This is a genomic window from Novosphingobium sp. GW821-FHT09E05, from assembly GCF_059416165.1.
Map to the genome: position 1 here is coordinate 1,544,802 of NZ_JBWKOQ010000001.1, position 19,926 is coordinate 1,564,727.

Annotated in this window: 16 protein-coding genes; 4 read left to right on the top strand and 12 right to left on the bottom strand. The window is 66.9% G+C overall.

The genetic code is table 11. The features are described from left to right. Positions 1-31 precede the first annotated feature (31 nt). Positions 32-373, bottom strand: coding sequence for a DUF952 domain-containing protein (locus AC07M9_RS07310; protein ID WP_494882574.1), 342 nt, complete (start codon positions 371-373; stop codon positions 32-34). Continuing rightward, a complete protein-coding gene (gene gyrA, locus AC07M9_RS07315) occupies positions 370-3,147 on the bottom strand; it encodes a DNA gyrase subunit A (RefSeq protein WP_494882576.1) in 2,778 nt (925 codons plus the stop codon). The genes AC07M9_RS07310 and gyrA overlap by 4 nt, the downstream gene beginning before the upstream one ends. 309 nt (positions 3,148-3,456) lie before the next feature. Here gyrA and AC07M9_RS07320 point away from each other — a divergent pair, with 309 nt between their 5' ends. After that, positions 3,457-4,797, top strand: a complete 1,341-nt coding sequence (locus AC07M9_RS07320; protein WP_494882578.1) for a hypothetical protein — start codon at positions 3,457-3,459, stop codon at positions 4,795-4,797. Between the two features lie 98 nt (positions 4,798-4,895). Here the strand turns inward: AC07M9_RS07320 and AC07M9_RS07325 are convergent, their stop codons facing one another. The 6 genes from AC07M9_RS07325 to tyrS all read right to left on the bottom strand — a co-directional run bounded on the left by AC07M9_RS07325 (position 4,896) and on the right by tyrS (position 11,835). Continuing rightward, positions 4,896-5,600, bottom strand: a complete 705-nt coding sequence (locus tag AC07M9_RS07325) for a dienelactone hydrolase family protein (RefSeq protein WP_494882580.1) — start codon at positions 5,598-5,600, stop codon at positions 4,896-4,898. Next, positions 5,597-6,514, bottom strand: coding sequence for a cysteine synthase A (cysK, locus tag AC07M9_RS07330; protein WP_494882582.1), 918 nt, complete (start codon positions 6,512-6,514; stop codon positions 5,597-5,599). The genes AC07M9_RS07325 and cysK overlap by 4 nt, the downstream gene beginning before the upstream one ends. Then, complete coding sequence (locus AC07M9_RS07335; RefSeq protein WP_494882584.1) at positions 6,511-7,773, bottom strand: MFS transporter; 1,263 nt, start codon at positions 7,771-7,773, stop codon at positions 6,511-6,513. Before AC07M9_RS07335 ends, cysK begins: the two co-directional genes overlap by 4 nt. A 91-nt stretch (positions 7,774-7,864) precedes the next feature. Then, the gene (locus AC07M9_RS07340; RefSeq protein WP_494882586.1) at positions 7,865-9,862 is read right to left on the bottom strand and encodes a TonB-dependent receptor; all 1,998 of its coding nucleotides are present in this window, start codon (positions 9,860-9,862) and stop codon (positions 7,865-7,867) included. A gap of 301 nt (positions 9,863-10,163) precedes the next feature. After that, the gene (locus AC07M9_RS07345) at positions 10,164-10,502 is read right to left on the bottom strand and encodes a PilZ domain-containing protein (protein ID WP_494882588.1); all 339 of its coding nucleotides are present in this window, start codon (positions 10,500-10,502) and stop codon (positions 10,164-10,166) included. Between the two features lie 103 nt (positions 10,503-10,605). Further along, positions 10,606-11,835, bottom strand: a complete 1,230-nt coding sequence (gene tyrS / locus AC07M9_RS07350; RefSeq protein ID WP_494882590.1) for a tyrosine--tRNA ligase — start codon at positions 11,833-11,835, stop codon at positions 10,606-10,608. 273 nt (positions 11,836-12,108) lie between these two features. Between tyrS and AC07M9_RS07355 the strand changes: the two genes are divergently transcribed. Both AC07M9_RS07355 and AC07M9_RS07360 read left to right on the top strand, forming a co-directional pair. Beyond that, positions 12,109-12,645: a DOMON-like domain-containing protein gene (locus AC07M9_RS07355; RefSeq protein WP_494883901.1), complete on the top strand. Its 537-nt coding sequence runs from the start codon at positions 12,109-12,111 to the stop codon at positions 12,643-12,645. Continuing rightward, positions 12,642-13,841 carry an exo-beta-N-acetylmuramidase NamZ family protein gene (locus AC07M9_RS07360; protein WP_494882591.1) on the top strand — a complete coding sequence of 400 codons (1,200 nt, stop codon included), beginning with the start codon at positions 12,642-12,644 and terminating at the stop codon, positions 13,839-13,841. Before AC07M9_RS07355 ends, AC07M9_RS07360 begins: the two co-directional genes overlap by 4 nt. Before the next feature lie 142 nt (positions 13,842-13,983). Here the strand turns inward: AC07M9_RS07360 and AC07M9_RS07365 are convergent, their stop codons facing one another. Genes AC07M9_RS07365 through AC07M9_RS07375 form a run of 3 tightly spaced genes read right to left on the bottom strand, consistent with a single transcriptional unit; the run spans position 13,984 to position 16,448 of the window. Further along, on the bottom strand, positions 13,984-15,165 hold the full coding sequence (locus tag AC07M9_RS07365) for a vWA domain-containing protein (RefSeq protein ID WP_494882593.1): 1,182 nt from the start codon (positions 15,163-15,165) through the stop codon (positions 13,984-13,986). A 4-nt stretch (positions 15,166-15,169) separates the two neighbouring features. Beyond that, the gene (locus tag AC07M9_RS07370) at positions 15,170-15,601 is read right to left on the bottom strand and encodes a GFA family protein (protein ID WP_494882594.1); all 432 of its coding nucleotides are present in this window, start codon (positions 15,599-15,601) and stop codon (positions 15,170-15,172) included. A 1-nt stretch (position 15,602) separates the two neighbouring features. Further along, a complete protein-coding gene (locus AC07M9_RS07375) occupies positions 15,603-16,448 on the bottom strand; it encodes an AAA family ATPase (protein WP_494882596.1) in 846 nt (281 codons plus the stop codon). Positions 16,449-16,576: 128 nt separating this feature from the next. On the opposite strand from AC07M9_RS07375, the gene AC07M9_RS07380 reads away from it, so the two are divergent. Then, positions 16,577-17,776, top strand: coding sequence for a glycosyltransferase family 87 protein (locus tag AC07M9_RS07380; RefSeq protein ID WP_494882597.1), 1,200 nt, complete (start codon positions 16,577-16,579; stop codon positions 17,774-17,776). 71 nt (positions 17,777-17,847) lie between these two features. On the opposite strand, the gene parE is transcribed toward AC07M9_RS07380, so the two are convergent. Beyond that, the gene (parE, locus tag AC07M9_RS07385) at positions 17,848-19,857 is read right to left on the bottom strand and encodes a DNA topoisomerase IV subunit B (protein ID WP_494882598.1); all 2,010 of its coding nucleotides are present in this window, start codon (positions 19,855-19,857) and stop codon (positions 17,848-17,850) included. Positions 19,858-19,926: the final 69 nt, after the last annotated feature.

Here is a 19,926-nt window from a genome sequence, read left to right on the forward strand (position 1 = left end):
TGCGTGAGGCCCTCCGGGCAAGGGCCGAGGCTCAGGCGGGGAGGGCCATCATCCCATTTTCATCGCGCGTCACCGGGCCGTGGGCCAGCACCGCCGAAAGCGGCAGGTCGGCGTAGATGTGCGGGAACAGCGCACCGCCGCGCGAGACTTCCCACTTGATCGCATTGCCGAGCGCCGAAAGGTCCACTGCCGCGACGTGGAGGTCATCCTGCCCGGCGAAATGCTTGTCCAGCGTGCCCTGAGCCTGATCGGCGGTGGACAGGTGGATGTACCCGTCCGCCAGATCGACCGGGGCACCGGCGAAGGTCCCGTCGGCGAGCAGCTGTGCAAGCTGCCCGCCGGTCAGGATCTTGTAGGCTACGGCGTCGCTCACTCGTCGTCTTCGGGCGCTTCGGGGCGTTCAGTTGCTTCGCTGCTGCCGGGTGCGTCCGTCGTTTCGCCGACGACAGGCGCCACCGGGGTTTCGCCCTCGGGCTCCTCGTCGAGGCGCACGGCGCTGACCACGTGCTCGTCACCGGAGACGGTGAACAGGCGGACGCCTGCCGAACCGCGACCGATGACGCGCAGCGATGCCAGCGGCAGGCGGATCAGCTTGGCCTGGTCGGTGACCAGCATGAGCTGCTGCGCCCGGGTTGCCGGGAAGCTCGCCACCACGGGGCCGTTGCGGCCGATGTTGTCGATATTGGTGATGCCCTGGCCGCCGCGACCGGTGCGGCGGTACTCGTAGGCTGACGACAGCTTGCCGTAGCCGTTGGCGCAGACGGTGAGGATGAACTGCTCGCGGGCGGCGAGTTCCTCCATGCGCTGTGCTTCGAGCGTGGGCTCGCCTTCCTTCTCGCCCTTCCAGGGGGCGAAGCGCAGGTACTGCTCGCGCTCCTCGGCGTCGGTGCCGACGCGGTGCAGAATCGACAGCGAGATGACCTCGTCGTCTTCCTTCAGCGTCATGCCCCGAACGCCGGTGGAGGTGCGGCTCGTGAATTCGCGGACGTCGTCTCCGGCGAAGCGGATCGCGCGGCCCTTGCGGGTGGCGAGCAGCACGTCGTCGGAAGCTTCGAGAAGAGCGACGCCGATCAGCCGGTCATCGCTGCCTTCCTCGAAGCGCATTGCGAACTTGCCGTTGCTCGGCACGTTGGCGAACGAATCCATCGAGTTGCGGCGGACGTTGCCCTTGGCTGTGGCGAACACGACCGAGAGCTTGCCCCATTCCGCCTCGTCCTCGGGGAGGGCGAGCACGGTCTGGATCGTCTCGTCCTTTTCCAGCGCGGGAAGGAGATTGACGATCGGGCGGCCGCGCGTGGTCGGACCGCCTTCGGGCAGCTTGTAGACCTTGAGGCGGTAGACCTTGCCGGCGGTGGAGAAGAACAGCACCGGGTTGTGCGTGGAGGTGACGAACATCGTCGTCACGGCATCTTCTTCCTTGGTCGCCATGCCGGCGCGGCCCTTGCCGCCGCGCGCCTGGGCGCGGAAGGTGGAGAGGGCGGTGCGCTTGATGTAGCCGTCCATGGTGACGGTCACCACCATGTCTTCCCGCTCGATCAGGTCCTCGTCCTCGATCCCGTCGAAGGCGGCGGTGATCTCGGACAGGCGCGGGGTGGCGTAGGCGTCACGTACCGCCTGAAGTTCCTCGCGCATCACATAGTAAAGTTTGACCCTGTCGGCCAGGATCGCGAGGTATCCCTCGATCGCGATGGACAGTTGCTTGAGCTCGTCGCCGATCTCGTCGCGGCCCAGCGCGGTGAGGCGGTGGAGGCGCAGGTCGAGGATCGCCTTCACCTGCGCTTCGGACAGGCGGTAGGTGCCGCCCGCCTGCTCGGCGTCGGGCTCGATCGCCTCGACGAGGCGGATGTAGGGCGCGATGTCCCCGATCGGCCATTCCTTGGCGAGCAGCTTGGCGCGGGCGTCCGCCGGGTTGGCCGCGCCGCGAATGATCTTCACGACCTCGTCCATGTTGGACACGGCGACGACCAGGCCGAGCAAGATGTGCGCGCGTTCGCGGGCCTTGTTCAGCTCGAACTTGGTGCGGCGGGTGATGACCTGCTCGCGGAACTGGATGAACGCCTGGAGGATGTCGCGCAGCGACATGATCTCGGGACGGCCGCCGCGGATCGCCAGCATGTTGGCCGGGAAGTTCGACTGCGCCGGAGTGCTGCGCCAGATCTGGTTGAGCACCACTTCGGGCGAGGCATCGCGCTTGAGGTCAACGACGACGCGCACACCCTCGCGGTTGGATTCGTCGCGGATGTCCGAGACGCCCTCGATCCGCTTGTCCTTGGCGGCCTCGGCGATCTTCTCGACGAGGTTGGACTTGCCGACCTGGAAGGGGATGCTGGTCAGCACGATCGAGCGCGCGCCGCGGCTCGCGCCGCGGGCTTCCTCGACGTGGGCGCGGCAGCGCTGCACGATCGAGCCCCGCCCGGTGGTGGCGGCAAGCCGCGCGCCGCTCTGGCCCAGGATCAGCGGTGCGGTCGGGAAGTCGGGGCCGGGGATGATCTGGAACAGTTCCTCCGAGGTGATGCCCGGATTTTCCATCATCGCGAAGCAGCCGTCGATCACTTCGCCCAGGTTGTGCGGCGGAATGTTGGTGGCCATGCCGACCGCGATGCCGCCGGCGCCGTTGACCAGCAGGTTCGGGTAGCGCGCGGGCAGCACCGAAGGCTCCCGACGCGAACCGTCGTAGTTGTCGAGGAAGTCGACAGTGTCCTTGTCGAGATCGTCCATCAACGAGTTGGCGACCCGGGCAAGGCGCGCCTCGGTGTAGCGCATCGAGGCCGGTGGATCGGGGTCCATCGAGCCGAAGTTGCCCTGGCCGTCGATCAGCGGGAGGCGCATCGACCAATCCTGCGTCATGCGGGCCAGCGCGTCGTAGATCGCGCTGTCGCCGTGCGGGTGGTAGTTGCCCATGACGTCGCCGACGATCTTGGCGGACTTGCGGTACGGACGGCCGGCGACGAAGCCGCCTTCCTGGCTCGCGAACAGGATGCGGCGGTGGACGGGCTTCAGGCCGTCCCGCACGTCGGGAAGCGCGCGGCTCACGATCACGCTCATCGCGTAGTCGAGATAGCTCGTCTTCATCTCGTCGACGATGTCGACGCGGGTGTACTCGCCCTCGGGGCCGCTGTTCTCGTTGATGTCGGTCTCGTCGCTCACGCGGTTCTGTCGCCCGGTTACTGCAGCAGGGTTGCTGTGGGAAAAGGATGATGGAACGCCCTAGGACATGCGTCACGCGAATGCCACCTGAACCGTGCCATGGAGGCAGGGAGGGCACCCCTTTTCCACACATAACGATGGGAACCCTGAACGGGTGCGACGAATTGCATTCAAACAGCGTTCAGTGGCGCTTCCCTATTCCGCTGACGAGGTTGCCAAGGGCCGAATTCGTCGTCAAACCGGCGCGGCCCATTTTTACGGTCCTGCTTGCGGGCAGGATTTGTTTTGTCTTGAGAGGAGTTAGCCTTGATGGCTCGCAAGTTCCTTGTTTCCCGTGTCGCCCTTGCCGTTGCGCTTTCGAGCGGCCTTGCGATCGGCCTCGCCTCGCCCGCCATGGCGGCCAAGAAGGAAAAGGCGCCTGCCTCGAACTTCTCGCCCGAGTTCGTGAAGGCTGCCGGCCCGATCGAGAAGGCGATGACCGAAGTGACCGCAAAGGTGCCGGCGAACGCCCAGCCGACCGACCTTGCAACCGCCAAGACGGCGTTCGACACCGCTGTCGGCGGCAACGGCAAGACCGCCCTCGAAGGCGCCGCCGCCATTGCCACCACGCCGGACGACAAGTTCGCCGTGGCCCAGTGGTTCCGCAACTACGGCATCATCTCGCAGGACCGCGCGTTCACGCAGCGCGGCAACGTCATGCTGCTCGAAAGCGGCAAGCTGCCGGCCGCCAATGTCGGCTCGACCAACTACAGCGCCGGCATCACCGCGTACCAGCTGAGCGACTACGCCAACTCGGCCAAGTATCTGAAGGCCGCCAAGGACGCCGGCTACGTGGACTCCACGGGGCAGCTCGACCTCGTTCTGGCGGACGCCTACAAGAAGTCGAACAACCCTGAAGCCGCGCTGCAGATGGCCAAGGACGATGTCGCCGCCGCCCAGGCCAAGGGCGTCGCACCCTCGGAGGCCGCGCTGCGCGGCGTGCTTCAGCAGACCTACACCGCCAAGCAACTGGCACCGTCGACCGAATATGCGGCGCTGCTCGGCCAGTATTATCCTGCAACCTGGGGCACCGCGATCTCGGTCGTGGCACAGCTTGCGGCGCTGCCGCGCGATCAGGACCTCGACCTCATCCGCCTGAAGTACGTGACGGGCACGATGACCGAGAAGCGCGACTATTACGAGTATCTCGACGCCGTCGATCCGCGCGCCTTCCCCGGCGAAGCGGCCAAGATCATGAACGACGGTATCGCCAAGGGCAAGCTGACCAAGGCCGAGATCGGCGCCGACCTCGCCAATGCACAAGGCCGCGTCGCCGCCGACAAGGCCTCGCTGCCGTCGGTTGAACGCGACGCCAACAAGCCCGGCGCCACGGGCACGAGCGTGGTGGCGGCAGGTGACCTGTTCCTGAGCTACGATGACCCCGCGAAGGCGGAGACGTTCTACTCCAAGGCGCTGTCGATGCCGGGGGTCGATGCCAGCAAGGTTGCGCTGCGCCTTGGCATGTCGCAGGCGCTGACGGGCAAGTACGCCGAGGCGCAGACCAGCCTGGCGAAGGTCACCGGCACCCGCCTGCCCGTGGCAAAGCTGTGGACGGCCTATGCCAAGAGCAAGGCATCCCCGGCTCCGGCGGCACCAGCCGCCGCGAACTGAACCTCGCGAGGGATTGAAAACGAAAAGGGCGACGGGAAACCGTCGCCCTTTTGCTTGTTTCGGGACCGGAGCGGCGAGCAAACGCCGGGCGGGAAAGACTATACGATCACTTCGTCGAAGAGAGACAGCATCGCCGACCAGGACTGCTGGTCGGCGCTGGCATCGTAGCCCAGCGCGGCCATGCCGCGCGCGTCGCTGCCAGGGTCGGTGAAGCCGTGGCGCACGCCGCTGTAGGCATGGAAGTGCCAGTGCGCGCCAGCGCGGTCCATTTCATCCCAGAACGCGGTGACCTGCTCGCGCGGGGCGAGGGGATCGGCGTCGCCGTGGCACACGAGGATGCGGGCCGTGACGGCGCCCGGCTCGGCCGGAAGCTCGGTCGAGAGCACGCCGTGGAAGCTGACGACGGCGAGCAGGTCGTGTCCATCGCGTGCGGCTTCCAGCGCGGCCTGGCCTCCCATGCAGTATCCGATCGCCAAAACCGGCAGCCCCTCCACCCCGGGAAGCGCGCGCAAGGCCGCGACTGCCGCCGCGATGCGAGCGCGGTAGTGGGTAAAGTCCGCCCGCAGCCTTTCGGCCAGCGGGAGCGAGGCTTCGAAGCTGGGCACCGGCTCGCCGTAGAAGTCCGCGATCAGCGCGAGATAGCCCAGGTCGGCCAGCATCCGCGCCCGCCGCTCCATCGCCGCATTGGCATTGGCGATGGTCGGCAGGACGAGGACGGCGGCCTTCGCGGCCCCCTCGGGCCGGGCGAGCCAGCCGGTAAGGGCGGTCTCGCCGTGGGCGTAAGGAACGGGCTCGAGCGTCATTCCGGCAGGAAATCCGGAACCGAGAGATAACGCTCACCGGTGTCGTAGTTGAAGCCGAGGACGCGGCTGCCTGCGGGCAGTTCCTTCAGCTTCTGGGCGATGGCGGCGAGCGTCGCCCCCGAGCTGATGCCCACCAGCATGCCCTCGACCGTGGCGCTGCGGCGCGCCCAGTCCTTGGCGTCGGCCGGGTCGACCTGGATGGCGCCGTCGATCGCCTTGGTGTGGAGGTTGCCGGGGATGAAGCCGGCGCCGATTCCCTGGATCGGGTGCGGACCCGGCTGGCCGCCCGAGATCACCGGCGAGAGCGTCGGCTCGACGGCGTATGCCTTGAGCTGCGGCCACGAGGCCTTGAGCGTCTCGGCGCAGCCGGTGAGGTGGCCGCCGGTGCCGACGCCGGTGATGAGCACGTCGATCGGCGTGTCGGCGAAGTCGGTCAGGATTTCCTGCGCGGTGGTCTTTACATGGATGTCGATGTTCGCGGGATTGTCGAACTGCTGGGGCATCCACGAGCCGGGGGTGGCCTCGATCAGTTCGCGGGCCCGTTCGATCGCGCCCTTCATGCCCTTTTCGCGCGGCGTCAGGTCGAACTGCGCGCCGTAGGCGAGCATCAGTCGGCGGCGCTCGATCGACATCGATTCGGGCATGACGAGGATGAGCTTGTAGCCCTTCACCGCGGCCGCCATGGCAAGACCGATGCCGGTGTTGCCGGAGGTCGGCTCGATGATCGTGCCGCCGGGCTGGAGGCTGCCTTCCGTTTCGGCCGCCTCGATCATGGCGAGGCCGATGCGGTCCTTGATCGAGCCGCCGGGATTGGCGCGCTCGGCCTTCACCCAGACCTCGTGGTCGGGGAACAGGCGGGACAACCGGATATGCGGGGTGTTGCCGATCGTGGCGAGGATGCTGTCGGCCTTCATGGTTTCTGCTCCCAACGGGGTTCGAAGGTACGGGCCCGGCGTATTTCCGGGAAGAGCCAGGCCCAGGCAAGGGTGATGACTATGGCAGCGCTGCCGCCGAAAACAACCGCTCCGGTCGCGCCGAGGAGGGCGGCGGCGAAGCCGGACTGCAACTCTCCCAGCTCGTTCGAGGCCGAGATGGCAAGCCCGGAGATCGCCGAGACCCGTCCGCGCACGTCGTCGGGCGTGCGCAGCTGGACAAGCGAACTGCGGATGAAGACCGAGATCATGTCGGCTGCTCCCAGCAGCGCGAGGAAGACCAGGGAAAGCAGGAAATGCCGCGAAAGCCCGAAGGCGACGGTCATCGCGCCATAGCCGACGACCGCAATGAGCATCTTGACGCCGACGTTGGACTTCAGCGGCCGGAACGAGAGCCACAGCGCCACGACGGCCGCGCCCGCTGCGGTCGCCGCGCGCATCTGGCCAAGGCCCTCCGGTCCGACATGCAGTATGTCGCGCGCGAAGACCGGCATCAGCGCGGTGGCGCCCCCGAGCAGGACCGCGAAAAGGTCGAGCGTCAGGCAGCCGAGCAAGAAACGCTCGCGCGAGACGAACTGGAAGCCCTCGACGATCTGCCGGATCGGATGCGCCTTGCGCGCGTCGGGGCGCGGCGGCGGCAGGTTGCGGATCGACTGGATGGCGATCGAGGCGCCCAGCGTGAACACCGCCGAGGACCAGTAGGGCAGGGCATGGCCGGCGGCGAACAGGAAGCCGTAGGCGGCGGGGCCGATGATCGTGCCCGCCTGCATCGCGATCGAATTGAAGCCGATCGCCCGCGGGATCAGCCGGGGGGGCACGATGTTGGGCGCGATCGCCGCCATCGAGGGGCTGATGAAAACGCGCACGGTGCCGTGGAGAACGGCGAAGAAGTAGAGCACCGGAAGGCTGCGCAGATCCATCTCGGTGGTGACGCCCAGCCCTATTGCCACGACCATGTCGAGCAGCGCCGCGACGCCGGCGACCTTGCGGCGGTCGAACCGGTCGGCCACCACGCCCGCCACCGGGGTCAGCAGGAAGACTGGCAGGAACTGCGCGAAGCCCAGCAGGCCAAGCTGGAAAGCGGCCTCGGGGATCGACATGGCATAGTCGGTCCGGGCGATGTCGTAGAGCTGGTAGCCGATGATGACCACCGTGCCGGTCGTGGCCAGCACCGCGAAGAAGCGGGCCAGCCAGAACCGGCGGTAGTCGGCGATGCCCAGCGGCGAAGTGGGCTCTGCCAAGGGTGGGGGCGCGGGCGGGGAAGGGGGGAGACTCACCTCGCGGTGCATGGCAGTGCGGCCCCCCCTTGCCAAGATGCCCTGCGTTTTTAGATCAATAGGTGAACTTCGCGGTCAGGCGCACATCGCGCCCGGCGATCGGCACGAAGTCGCGGGTGAACGACGCCGACCGGCGGCCGACGACGTCGAACAGGTTGTCCGCCGCCAGCATCAGGGTGACCGGGCCGTCCGCGCCCATCGGGTGCCAGTCGGCGCTGAGATTAACGAGGGTGAAGGCCGAAGTGGGGTTCTCGTAGTCGCCGACGCGGTCCTGCTGCGCGTTCCATTCCACCTCGCCGCGCAGGCGCACGTCCCCCAGCGTGACTGCGCTGCCGCCGCGCAGGCGAAGCGGCGGGATGCGCGGAACCGGACCGTAGCCCTTGATCTGCGCGCGGGTGTAGTCGGCCGCGCCGTCGAACCGCAGTTCGCCGCTGGACCAGGCCACCGCCTGGAAGCTGCCGGCCGCCTCGAAGCCCTTGAAGCGCGCCTGGACGCCCGTGTACCGGTAGACGGGCTGGCCTTCCTGCTCCTCGCCGGTCGCGAGGGGGGCGATGTAGTTGTCGAAGTCGGTGAGATAGCCCGTCAGCGAGAAGTCGAGCGTCGGCGTATTATACCGCGCGTAAGCCTCGAAACCGTTGCTCTTTTCGATGCCGAGAGTCCGGTCGCCCACTTCGTAGGACTGGGTGGCGACGTGGATGCCGTCGCTCAGCAGTTCCTCGGGTGAGGGAGCGCGCTCGCCGTGGACGAAGTTGGCGCCCAGGTTGAAGCCGGTGTCGGACTTCCAGCTCGCGCCGACGGCGCCGGACCACAGGTCGAATGACTTGTCGAACGAAGCACCGCGCGACTGGACGTGCGAGCTGTCGTAGCGCCCGGATGCGTCGAGCGAAAAGCCGCCGCCCACTTCCAGCGACTGCAGCGTGAAGACGCCGATGCGGTCGATCTCGTAGTCCGGGACGACAGCCTCGGGGCCGGTGACGGTCAGCTGGCGCCAGAGGTACTGAACGCCGCTGCGGCCGCGCCAGCCGCCGTGGTTGGCCTGGACGAGGTCGGCGCGGGTCTCGATGCCCTGGCCCTCGAACACGGTGCCGACTTCGTCGCCCTCGAATTCGGTGTGCTTATAATCGGCATAGGCGCCGCGCACCTGCACGCTGTCGAGGAAGCCGGCCAGCTTGAGCTCGCCGCGCAGGTCGAAACGATCCTGGTGCAGGCCGATCGTGACCGGGCCTTCGCCATGGTCGTGGCCGCCTTCTTCTGCGTCATGCTCGTCCTCGTGGCCATGGCCGGTGTCGGGACGGTCGGGGGCGCCGTAACGACTGTCGTAGCGTTGGTACGAGATGCCGAGGCTGCCGCCCGCGTCGATGAAGGCGAGGCCGGCGCCGAGAGTGTAAGCGCGTGCCGCCGTGTTGGGAATGCGGCCCGAGCGGCCCGCCTCGGTTTCCAGTTCGACCGCTTCCGCGTCTTCGCCATCTTCGCGCAGGTGTTCGGCGGCGTGGAGCATGTCGCCGCGCAGCGCCTGCGAATAGACATGCCCGCCGGTCAGCAGGTCGTCGCTCTTGCGCCAGGATGCATCGACGTGGGCGACGAAGCGTTCGCCCAGCGGGGCGTCGACGGCACCGCTCACCGCGCGCTCGTCGGCGGCGGTGGCGTAGCTGCCGATGCCGGTGGCGGTGATGCGATCGGGGACCTGACGAGGGATGCGCTTGTCGATCGCATTCACCGCGCCGCCGATGGCATTGCCGCCGAACAGCAGTACCGAGGGACCGTGGAACACGTCGATGTGATCGACGGTCAGCGGATCGAAGACGACGGCGTGATCGACCGAGACGTTGGAGGCGTCGAGCGAGCCAATGCCGTCGGTCAGTACGCTGACACGGTCACCGCTGAAGCCGCGAAGCACGGGGCGTGAAGCACCCGGGGAGAAACTGGTCGAGGAGACGCCGGGGAGGGAATTCAGGATTTCGCCGATCTGGCCGCGCGTCTCGGCCACCAGCGCGTCGCCCGACAGGCTGGCAGTCGCGGCAAGCAGGCCATAGTCGGTCGGGGGATGGCCCACGACGACAATGTCCCTGGTGTCGTCCGCGTCGTCGGAATGGGCCGGGGCATGCGCAGTGTCATTGGTCCGCGCGGACGCCGCTCGAGAACTGGTATCCTGCGCGTGAGCGGCTGTCGCAAGCGTCACTGCGCTGCACGTCGTGAAGAAGCCGGCCATAGCCAGCAGGGCGATTCGGGAAGTCTGCGTGTCCATGCGCCTCCCGCTAATTGTGATGTTATACTATAACAATACGCGAAGTCCGAATTCCGACGACCCGACTTCCGCTAGCGACGAACCGAGTTAGAGGAGTTGCGCGCGAATTTCAGCGGCGGGGGCGCAGGCGGGGGTTGGGCTGCAGCGTGTCCACCAGCTTGAGGAAATCATCGACACGGATGATCCGCTCGAACTGGAAGCCCGCGCGGCCCTCATGCGCCCAGATCATGTGGGCTTCGATGCGGCCGATCACGGGAAGGCGCATCACGATGCGTTCGCCGCGGTCGAGGCCAAGTTCGCCCTGGGCCATGAAGCCCTGTGCGGAAACATTGATGATATGCAGGTCCAAGTCGCCAAGCTGGCGATGCTCGGCGATCACGGTGTAGTCGACCGGATGGCGCGCTGCGCGCCGCTTGTCGGTTACAGTGAGCTGCGCTCCTGCACTCATGTTACGTTGCCTTTGTTCTTGGACCGTCACCTGTCCATAAATGCAAATGGCAAACAATCGGTAAATTCCCCCGGTCCGAGGATGACCCGGACCGGGATGGAGATCAGACGCCCTTGATCACGCCGTGCTTTTTCCTGCCTAGGCTCAGCTTGCGGCTTTGGCCAGCCGTTACGGTGATGAGCAGGGTGGGATCGGAGACCGTTTCGTCGTCGAGTCGCACCGCGCCTTCGGCGATCTTGCGCTTGGCCTCGCCGTTGGAGGCGACGAACCCGAGTGCAGTGCAGGCGGCGGCGAGGCGGACGCCTTCGGCATCGACCTCGATGGCGGGCAGATCATCGCCCATGCCGCCGCCGGCGAAGGTCGCCTGCGCGGTGGACGCGGCGGCGGTTGCGGCATCCTCGCCGCGGCAGAGCTTCGTGACCTCGTTGGCCAGCGCGACCTTGGCGTCGTTGATCGCGGCGCCCTCCAGGTTTTCGAGCCGGGCGATCTCGTCCATCGGCAGGTCGGTGAACAGGCGCAGGAACTTGCCCACGTCGCGGTCGTCGCAGTTGCGCCAGTATTGCCAGAAATCGTAGGCGGGCAGCTGGTCCTCGTTGAGCCAGACCGCGCCGCCGACCGACTTGCCCATCTTCGCGCCATCGGCCGTGGTCAGCAGCGGCGTGGTGACGCCGAATACCTCGCGCTGGTCCATGCGGCGCGTCAGTTCGACGCCGTTGATGATGTTGCCCCACTGGTCCGAGCCGCCCATCTGGAGGCGCACACCCTGGTCCTTCGACAGGTGGCGGAAGTCGTAGCCCTGCAGGATCATGTAGTTGAATTCGAGGAACGTCATCGGCTGCTCGCGCTCGAGGCGCAGCTTCACCGAGTCGAACGACAGCATGCGGTTGACCGTGAAGTGGGTGCCCACTTCCTGCAGGACCTGGATGTAGCCGAGCTGGCCCAGCCAGTCCTGATTGTTGACCATGACCGCGTCGGTCGGGCCGTCGCCGAACTTGAGCAGGCGCGCAAAGATCGAGAAGATGCCCTTGATGTTGGCTTCGATCGTCTCGTCCGACAGCATCTTGCGGCTCTCGTCGCGCCCGGTCGGATCGCCGATGCGGGTGGTGCCTCCGCCCATCAGCACGATCGGCTTGTGGCCGGTCTGCTGGAGGCGGCGGAGCATCATGATCTGCACGAGGCTGCCGATGTGCAGCGAGGGGGCGGTCGCGTCGAAGCCGATATATCCCGGCACCACCTGCTTCGCGGCAAGGGCATCGAGGCCCTCTGCATCGGTCGTCTGGTGGATGTAGCCGCGCTCGTCGAGCAGGCGGAGCAGGGAGGAATTGTAGGTCATCGTCTCGCTTCGGCGTTGGAATGAGCGGCGCGACTAGCATGCGATGCGCGACAAATAAACGCCGGCGATGATGCCAAGGGCCTAATCCGTCGTCCCCGCGAACGCGGGGATCGCTGGGTAACCGTCAGGCGACAGCAGCACATCGGCCACCGAATCGCGGCGTAGGTCATGGTCCGGGGCGGCCCTGCCAGCGTTGCCGATCAGGCCCGTGACGACGGGCGGTTGGACGAATCCCGATTGTCACGCGGTCGCCAGACGCTTTACCCCGGCTTCATGACCGAACTCACCTTCCACCCCGCGCACCCTCCGCTCGCTATCCGCAGCGTCGAGGCGCGGATCATCGGCTTCGATGCGACATGGCTGAGGGTCCGGTGGAGGATCATGGGCGCCGGAAAGCTGGTCGTGCCCGCCTTCGCCGGCAAGGGCCGCGCCGATGGCCTGTGGCAGACGACCTGTTTCGAGCTGTTCCTTCAGGCCGGGGAAGGGCCGGGCTACACCGAACTCAACCTGTCCCCCTCCGAACGCTGGAACGTCTACGACTTCACCAGCCGGCGCGAGGGAATGGCCGAAAGGCCGATGCCGCGCGAGCCGGACTGCGCCATGCGGCTCGGCACCGACCTCGCGATCTTCGACGCCGCCATCCCCGTCGCCGGACTTCCCGATGCGCCGTGGCGCTGCGGCTTCACGGCCGTGCTGGAGGAGCAGGGTGGGCACAGGAGCTACTGGGCTTTGGTGCACGGCGGCGATGTGCCCGACTTCCACGATCCGGCTTGCTTCCTCGAAACGGTTGCGGCACCGAACCGCGCATGAAGTTCGGTATCGACCGCCTGCTCGCGGACCCCGCCCTGCGCCAGCCTCTTGAGGGCAAGCGCGTGTCCCTGATCGCCCACCCCGCCTCGGTCACAGAGGGGCTGGTCCATTCGCTCGATGCGCTGATCGCGGCGGGCGTGAACATGACCAGCGCCTTCGGCCCGCAGCACGGGCTCAAGGGCGACAAGCAGGACAACATGGTCGAAACGGCGGACGAGACCGATCCGGTCCACGGCATCCCGGTCTTCAGCCTCTACGGCGAGGTGCGCCGCCCGACGCCCGCGATGATGGATACCGCCGACGTCTTCCTGTTCGACCTGCAGGACCTCGGCTGCCGCATCTACACCTTCGTGACCACGCTGCTCTACCTCCTCGAGGAAGCGGCGCGCGAGGGCAAGAGCGTCTGGGTGCTCGACCGCCCCAACCCCGCCGGCCGCCCGGTCGAGGGCACGACGCTGATCGCCGGGCAGGAAAGCTTCGTCGGCGCCGGGCCCATGCCGATGCGCCACGGCCTGACGCTGGGCGAGATGGGCCATTGGTTCATCCGCCAATTCAACCTCGACGTCGATTACCGCGTGATCGCCATGGAAGGCTGGCTGCCCGATGCCGCGCCCGGCTTCGGCTGGCCGGAGGACCGCATCTGGATCAACCCCAGCCCCAATGCAGCCAACATCAACATGGCCCGCGCCTACGCCGGTACCGTCATGATCGAGGGCGCGACGGTTTCGGAAGGGCGCGGCACCACGCGTCCGCTCGAAGTCCTGTGCGGCGCACCGGATATCGACGCGAAGGCGGTTCTGGCTGAAATGCAGGCCTTTGCGCCCCATTGGCTGACCGGCTGCGCCCTACGGGAATGCTGGTTCGAGCCGACCTTCCACAAACACGCCAAGACCCTTTGCAACGGCTTGATGATCCACGCCGAGGGTGCGTTCTACGACCACCACGCCTTCCGTCCGTGGCGGCTCCAGGCGCTGGCGTTCAAGGCCATCCGCCGGCTGTACCCGGACTACCCGCTCTGGCGTGATTTTCCGTATGAGTACGAGTTCGACCGTCTTGCGATCGACGTCATCAACGGCGGTCCGGCGCTGCGCGACTGGGTGGATAATTCCACCTCTACGCCGGACGATCTCGAGCGCATCGCCGTCGCCGACGAAGCAGCGTGGCGGGCCGACATCGCCGATCTGCTGCTGTACTGAAAACCCCGTCGTCCCCGCGCAGGCGGGGACCGCTGGGAACCCTTGAGGCGACAGTTCTCCGGCCGCCACCTGCCGGCAGGCGCTTGCCGAGACATGGGCCCGGCCCGGCCAGCGGTCCCCGCCTGCGCGGGAACGACGTAATCTACGCCTTCTTCCGCGTCAGTTCGCGCATTGCCCGGTCCAGCCCGTCCAGCGTCAACGGGAACATCGAGCCGCCAACGAGTTCCCGGATCATCTTCGTCGAGCCGGAATATTCCCACTGCCGCTCGGGCGTCGGATTGAGCCACACCGTTGCCGGGTAAGTCTGCACCACGCGTTGCATCCACACCGCACCGGCTTCCTCGTTCATGTGCTCGACCGAACCGCCGGGATGGCTGATCTCGTAGGGGCTCATCGCCGCGTCGCCGACGAAGATCACCTTGTAGTCGTGCCCGTACTTGTGGAGCAGGTCCCAGGTCTGCGTGCGCTGCGACCAGCGACGCTTGTTGTCCTTCCACACGCCTTCGTAGAGGCAGTTGTGGAAGTAGAAGAACTCCATGTTCTTGAATTCGCCGGTGGCGGCGCTGAACAGCTCCTCCATCAGCTTGATGAACGGATCCATCGAGCCGCCGACGTCGAGGAACAGCAGCACCTTGACCGCATTGTGCCGCTCGGGCCGCATCACCACGTCGAGCCAGCCCTGCTTCGCGGTGCCCGAGATGGTGGCGTCGAGGTCAAGTTCCTCAGCGGCGCCCTCGCGGGCGAAGCGGCGCAGGCGGCGCAGCGCCACCTTGATGTTGCGGGTGCCCAGTTCCTTCGAGTTGTCGAGATTGGCGAACTCGCGCTTTTCCCAGACCTTCACCGCGCGCCCGTGCTGGCCTTCGCCGCCGATGCGCACGCCTTCAGGGTTGTAGCCCGAGTGTCCGAATGGCGAGGTGCCGTTGGTGCCGACCCACTTGTTGCCTCCCGAGTGGCGCTTCTGCTGTTCCTCGAGCCGCTTCTTGAGCGTCTCCATGATCTCGTCCCACGAGCCCAGCGCCTTGACCTTCTCCATCTCCTCGGCGGAGAAGTAGCGCTCGGCCATCTTCTTGAGCCAGTCCTCGGGGATGTCGACCGGCTGCTGGCCGTAGTCGGTGAGGATGCCCTTGAAGACCTTGTTGAACACCTGGTCGAAGCGGTCGAGCAGCCCCTCGTCCTTCACGAAAGTGGCGCGGCTGAGGTAATAGAACGCCTCGGGCGTCTGCTCGATCACGTCCTTGTCGAGCGCTTCGAGCAGCACAAGGTGCTCCTTGAGCGACGCGGGGATGCCTGCCGCGCGAAGTTCGTCGATGAAGTTCAGGAACACGCCGTCAGTCCTTCGGCGCGGCGGGCGAAGGCGGCTGACGGGGCCAGCTTTCGAGGCCGGGATCGATCACCGCCCAGCCGGGCGCTTCGTCGGTCCAGATCGCCATCTGCGGGCTCAGGCCGTGCCCTTCGTCGAGCAGGCCGAGGCGGATCGTGCGGAACTGCGGCCGCGCGCTCGACCGGCCGAGCACCGGGGTTCCGCAGTCGGGGCAATATTCATGCGTTAGAACGTTCGCGCTGGCCGCGACGTAGGCGTGGTCCGCCCGGGCCCCGGTGATCGTCACTGCATCGGTGGGAAACATCGCGTTGTTGGTCGGCCCGCCCGCCGCGATTCGCTGGCACTGGCGGCACCAGCACTGGCGCGTGGCGACCGGCTCGGCGATGATCTCGACGGTGACGGCGCCGCAGTTGCAGCGTCCGGTGTATGGCGCGGCCATGTCAGCTTCCCCGGCGCGTCATGAAGGCCAGCCGCTCGAACAGCATCACGTCCTGTTCGTTCTTCAATAGCGCGCCATGCAGCGGCGGGATCGCCTTGGCCGGGTCCTTGTTCTGCAGGACGTCGAGCGGCATGTCCTCGTTCAGCAGCAACTTGAGCCAGTCGAGCAGTTCGCTGGTCGAAGGCTTCTTCTTGAGGCCCGGCACGTCGCGGAGCTCATAGAAGATCTCCATTGCCTTTCGGACGAGGGTTTTCTGGATGCCCGGGAAGTGGACGTCGACGATGGCCTCCATCGTCTCGCGGTCGGGAAACTTGATGTAGTGGAAGAAGCAGCGGCGCAGGAATGCGTCGGGCAGGTCCTTCTCGTTGTTCGAGGTGATCACCACGATCGGCCGTTCCACGGCGGCGATGTGCTCGCCGGTCTCGTAGACATCGAAGGCCATGCGATCGAGTTCGGCGAGCAGGTCGTTGGGAAACTCGATGTCGGCCTTGTCGATCTCGTCGATCAGCAGGACGGGAAGCTCGGGCGCGGTGAAGGCTTCCCATAGTTTGCCCTTGCGGATGTAGTTCGAGATGTCGTGGACCCGCTCGTCGCCAAGCTGGCCGTCGCGCAGGCGGGCGACGGCGTCGTATTCATAGAGGCCCTGGTGCGCCTTGGTGGTCGACTTGACGTTCCAGGTGATCAGCGGCGCGCCCAGCGCGGCGGCGATCTGCTCGGCCAGCACGGTCTTGCCGGTGCCGGGCTCACCCTTCACCAGCAGCGGCCTGCGCAGCAGCACGGCGGCATTGACCGCGACCTTGAGATCTTCCGTCGCGACGTAATCGCTGGTGCCTTCGAAGCGCTGCATGAAGCCGTCCTGTCCGCTTTTAACTATACGATTAAGCCTTATGTGGTGCGGCGCAGCAAGACAAGATCGTTCAGGCGGCGCGCGAGGCAGCATGGACAACCCCGCCGCGGCGTTGCACAGCATGACCCATGGGGGCTGATTTCCTGCGCAGGATGGACTGGCTGGGTACGGCGCGGGCGAGGGGATACCTGCGCCTGCTGGCGGTGATCAACGTTGTGATGCTGGCCGCTTTGGTGCTGACCTCGCACGGCGGCGTCGACCGCAACGGCTTCCTGCTGGGCAGCGATTTCGTGAGCTTCTGGACCGTGGGCCGCATGCTCGCGATCGGTGCCGACCCTTACGACAGTGCCGCCCATATCGCCGCGCAGCGGGGCTTCTTCGCCGCCAGCACGGGTTACACGGCGTTCTTCTATCCGCCGTCGTTCCTTCCGTTCTGCCGCCCACTGGGCCTGCTCGGCTACTTTCCCGCGCTGGCGGGATGGCTGATCGTGACGGGGGCGTTGTATGTCGCCGCCGCGCGGTGCTGGTGGCGCGAGGCGGGTGTGCATGCACCGCTCTGGCTGCTGTTCCTTGCGGTCCCCGCCGTGCCGATCGTCGTGACGCACGGCCAGACCGCGTTCCTCGTCGCCGGCCTGCTGGGACTCGGCGCCTTGCTGGTGCCATCGCGGCCGGCGTGGGCGGGCGTGCTGTTGGGCCTCGCCACGATCAAGCCGCAGTTCGGGCTGCTCCTGCCGCTCGCGCTGCTCGTCACCGGCGAGTGGAAAGTCATCGCCGTCGCCGTTCTGACCGCGCTGGCACTGGCCGCCTGCTCGGCGCTGGCTTTCGGGCCGGAAGTCTGGCCGCATTGGCTGGCCGCGAGCGCGCGGGCGGAAAACGCCATGGCGGCCGGTGCGGTGGGCTATGCCAAGATGACGAGCCCCTTTGCCGCGCTCAAGCTGCTAGGCGCGCCGACGACGTTGGCCTATGCCGTGCAGGCGCTGACCTCTCTCGGCACGGCCGCACTGCTCGGATTCGCCGCATGGCGCCGCCGCTGGTCGGCCGGACTGGCGGCCCTGACCTTCACCGGAGCGCTGCTGGCGACGCCCTTCGTGCTCGACTACGATATGGTCCTGCTAGCCTTTCCGCTGCTGTGGCTGACAGGGACGGGCCTGCGCCACGGCTTTCGTGACTGGGAAAAGCTCGCGATCGTGCTGGCCTTCGCCGCACCGGCGTTTGCCCGGCCGCTGGCCATGAATGCCGGGCTACCGATCATGCCGCTGGTGCTGGCCGGGCTGTTCGCCATGATACGGCGGCGCCTTCGGGCGACAGACCGCCCTGCTCAGGCCTGATGGCCGAACAGCCTGTCCAACCACTCATGATCTGCGGGCGTTTGCCGGGATGAGGCTGGAGCATGGGACGCTCAAGCGTCGATCAGTTCCGGATCGATTTCGCCGGCACGGTTCTGGATGAACTGGAAGCGGTGTTCGGGATTGCGGCCCATCAGGCGGTCGACGAGGTCCTTCACCGCCGCGCGGTCCTCGTATTCGGGGGGCAGCGTGATGCGGATGAGCGAGCGGCTGTCCGGGCTCATGGTCGTCTCGCGCAGCTGCTGCGGGTTCATTTCGCCAAGGCCCTTGAAGCGGCCTACTTCGACCTTCTTGCCCTTGAACTGCGTGGCCTCCAGTTCGGCGCGGTGGGCGTCGTCGCGGGCGTAGGCGGAGGTCGAACCGGAGACGAGCCGGTAGAGCGGCGGCTGCGCAAGGTAGAGGTGACCGCGCCGGACGATGTCGGGCATTTCCTGGAAGAAGAAGGTCATCAGCAGCGTTGCGATGTGGGCGCCGTCCACGTCCGCGTCGGTCATGATGACCACGCGGTCGTAGCGCAGGTTGTCGGCGTTGCAGTCCTTGCGCATGCCGCAGCCGAGCGCGAGGCCGAGGTCGGCGATCTCCTGGTTGGCACGGATCTTGTCGGCGGTGGCCGATGCGACGTTGAGGATCTTGCCGCGGATCGGCAGGATCGCCTGGGTCTTGCGGTTGCGCGCCTGCTTGGCCGACCCGCCTGCCGAATCGCCCTCGACGATGAACAGTTCGGTCTCGCCCGAGCCTTCACCCGAGCAGTCGGTGAGCTTGCCGGGAAGGCGCAGCTTGCGGGCATTGGTGGCGGTCTTGCGCTTGACCTCGCGCTCGGCCTTGCGGCGCAGGCGGTCGTCCATGCGCTCCATCACCGCGCCGAGCAGAGCCTTGCCGCGGTCGAGGTTGTCGGTGAGGAAGTGATCGAAGTGGTCGCGCACGGCCGCCTCGACCATGCGCGCGGCCTCGGGAGAGGTCAGGCGGTCCTTGGTCTGGCTCTGGAACTGCGGCTCGCGGATGAAGACCGAGAGCATGACCTCGCTGCCGGTCGTCACATCGTCAGGCGTGATGTCCTTGGCCTTCTTGGCCTGCCCGACGAGGTCGGCGAAAGCGCGGATACCCTTGGTCAGAGCGGCGCGCAGGCCCTGTTCGTGGGTGCCGCCATCGGGGGTCGGAATGGTGTTGCAGTACCAGGAATAGGACCCGTCCGAGTAGAGCGGCCAGGCGATCGCCCATTCGACGCGCCCCTGCTCGGAGCCGTCCTCACCCTTGGGGAAGTCCTGCGAGCCCGAGAAGAACTGCGCGGTGACGCACTCGCGCGCGCCGATCTGCTCGGCGAGGTGGTCGGCGAGACCGCCGGGGAACTGGAACGTCGCTTCGGCCGGAACACCGTCGACCGCGAGCGAGGGCGCGCACTTCCAGCGGATTTCGACACCGGCGAAAAGGTAGGCCTTCGAGCGGACCAGCTTGAACAGACGGGCCGCCTTGAACTTCTGGTCGCCGAAGATTTCGGTGTCGGGGGTGAAGATCACCGCCGTGCCGCGCCGGTTGGGCGCCGCACCGACGCGCTGGATCGGCCCGAGCGTGACCCCGCGCGAGAATTCCTGCGCGTAGAGTTCCTTGTTCCGGGCCACTTCGATGCGGGTCTTCACGGAAAGCGCGTTGACCACCGAGATGCCGACGCCGTGGAGCCCCCCCGAGGTGGCGTAGGCCTTGCCCGAGAATTTGCCGCCCGAGTGCAGCGTGGAGAGGATGACCTCCAGCGCTGACTTGCCGGGGAACTTGGGGTGCTCGTCGACCGGGATGCCGCGCCCGTTATCGTGGACGGTGATGCGCCCGGCGGTGCCCGGTTCCTCCTCCAGGATGAATTCGATGCGGTTGGCGTGGCCGGCGACGGCCTCGTCCATCGCGTTGTCGAGCACCTCGGCGGCAAGGTGGTGCAGGGCGCGCTCGTCGGTGCCGCCGATGTACATGCCGGGTCGGCGCCGGACGGGCTCTAGCCCTTCCAGCACTTCGATCGCGGAACCATCGTAGGACTCGCCGGTGGCGGCGGGGAGCTTGTCGAAAAGATCGTCGGCCATGGCCGGACTATAGGGCGCGCGCGAATCCGCAATCAAGCGCGGCTTCGCTCTTATCCGGCGAATAAAAAG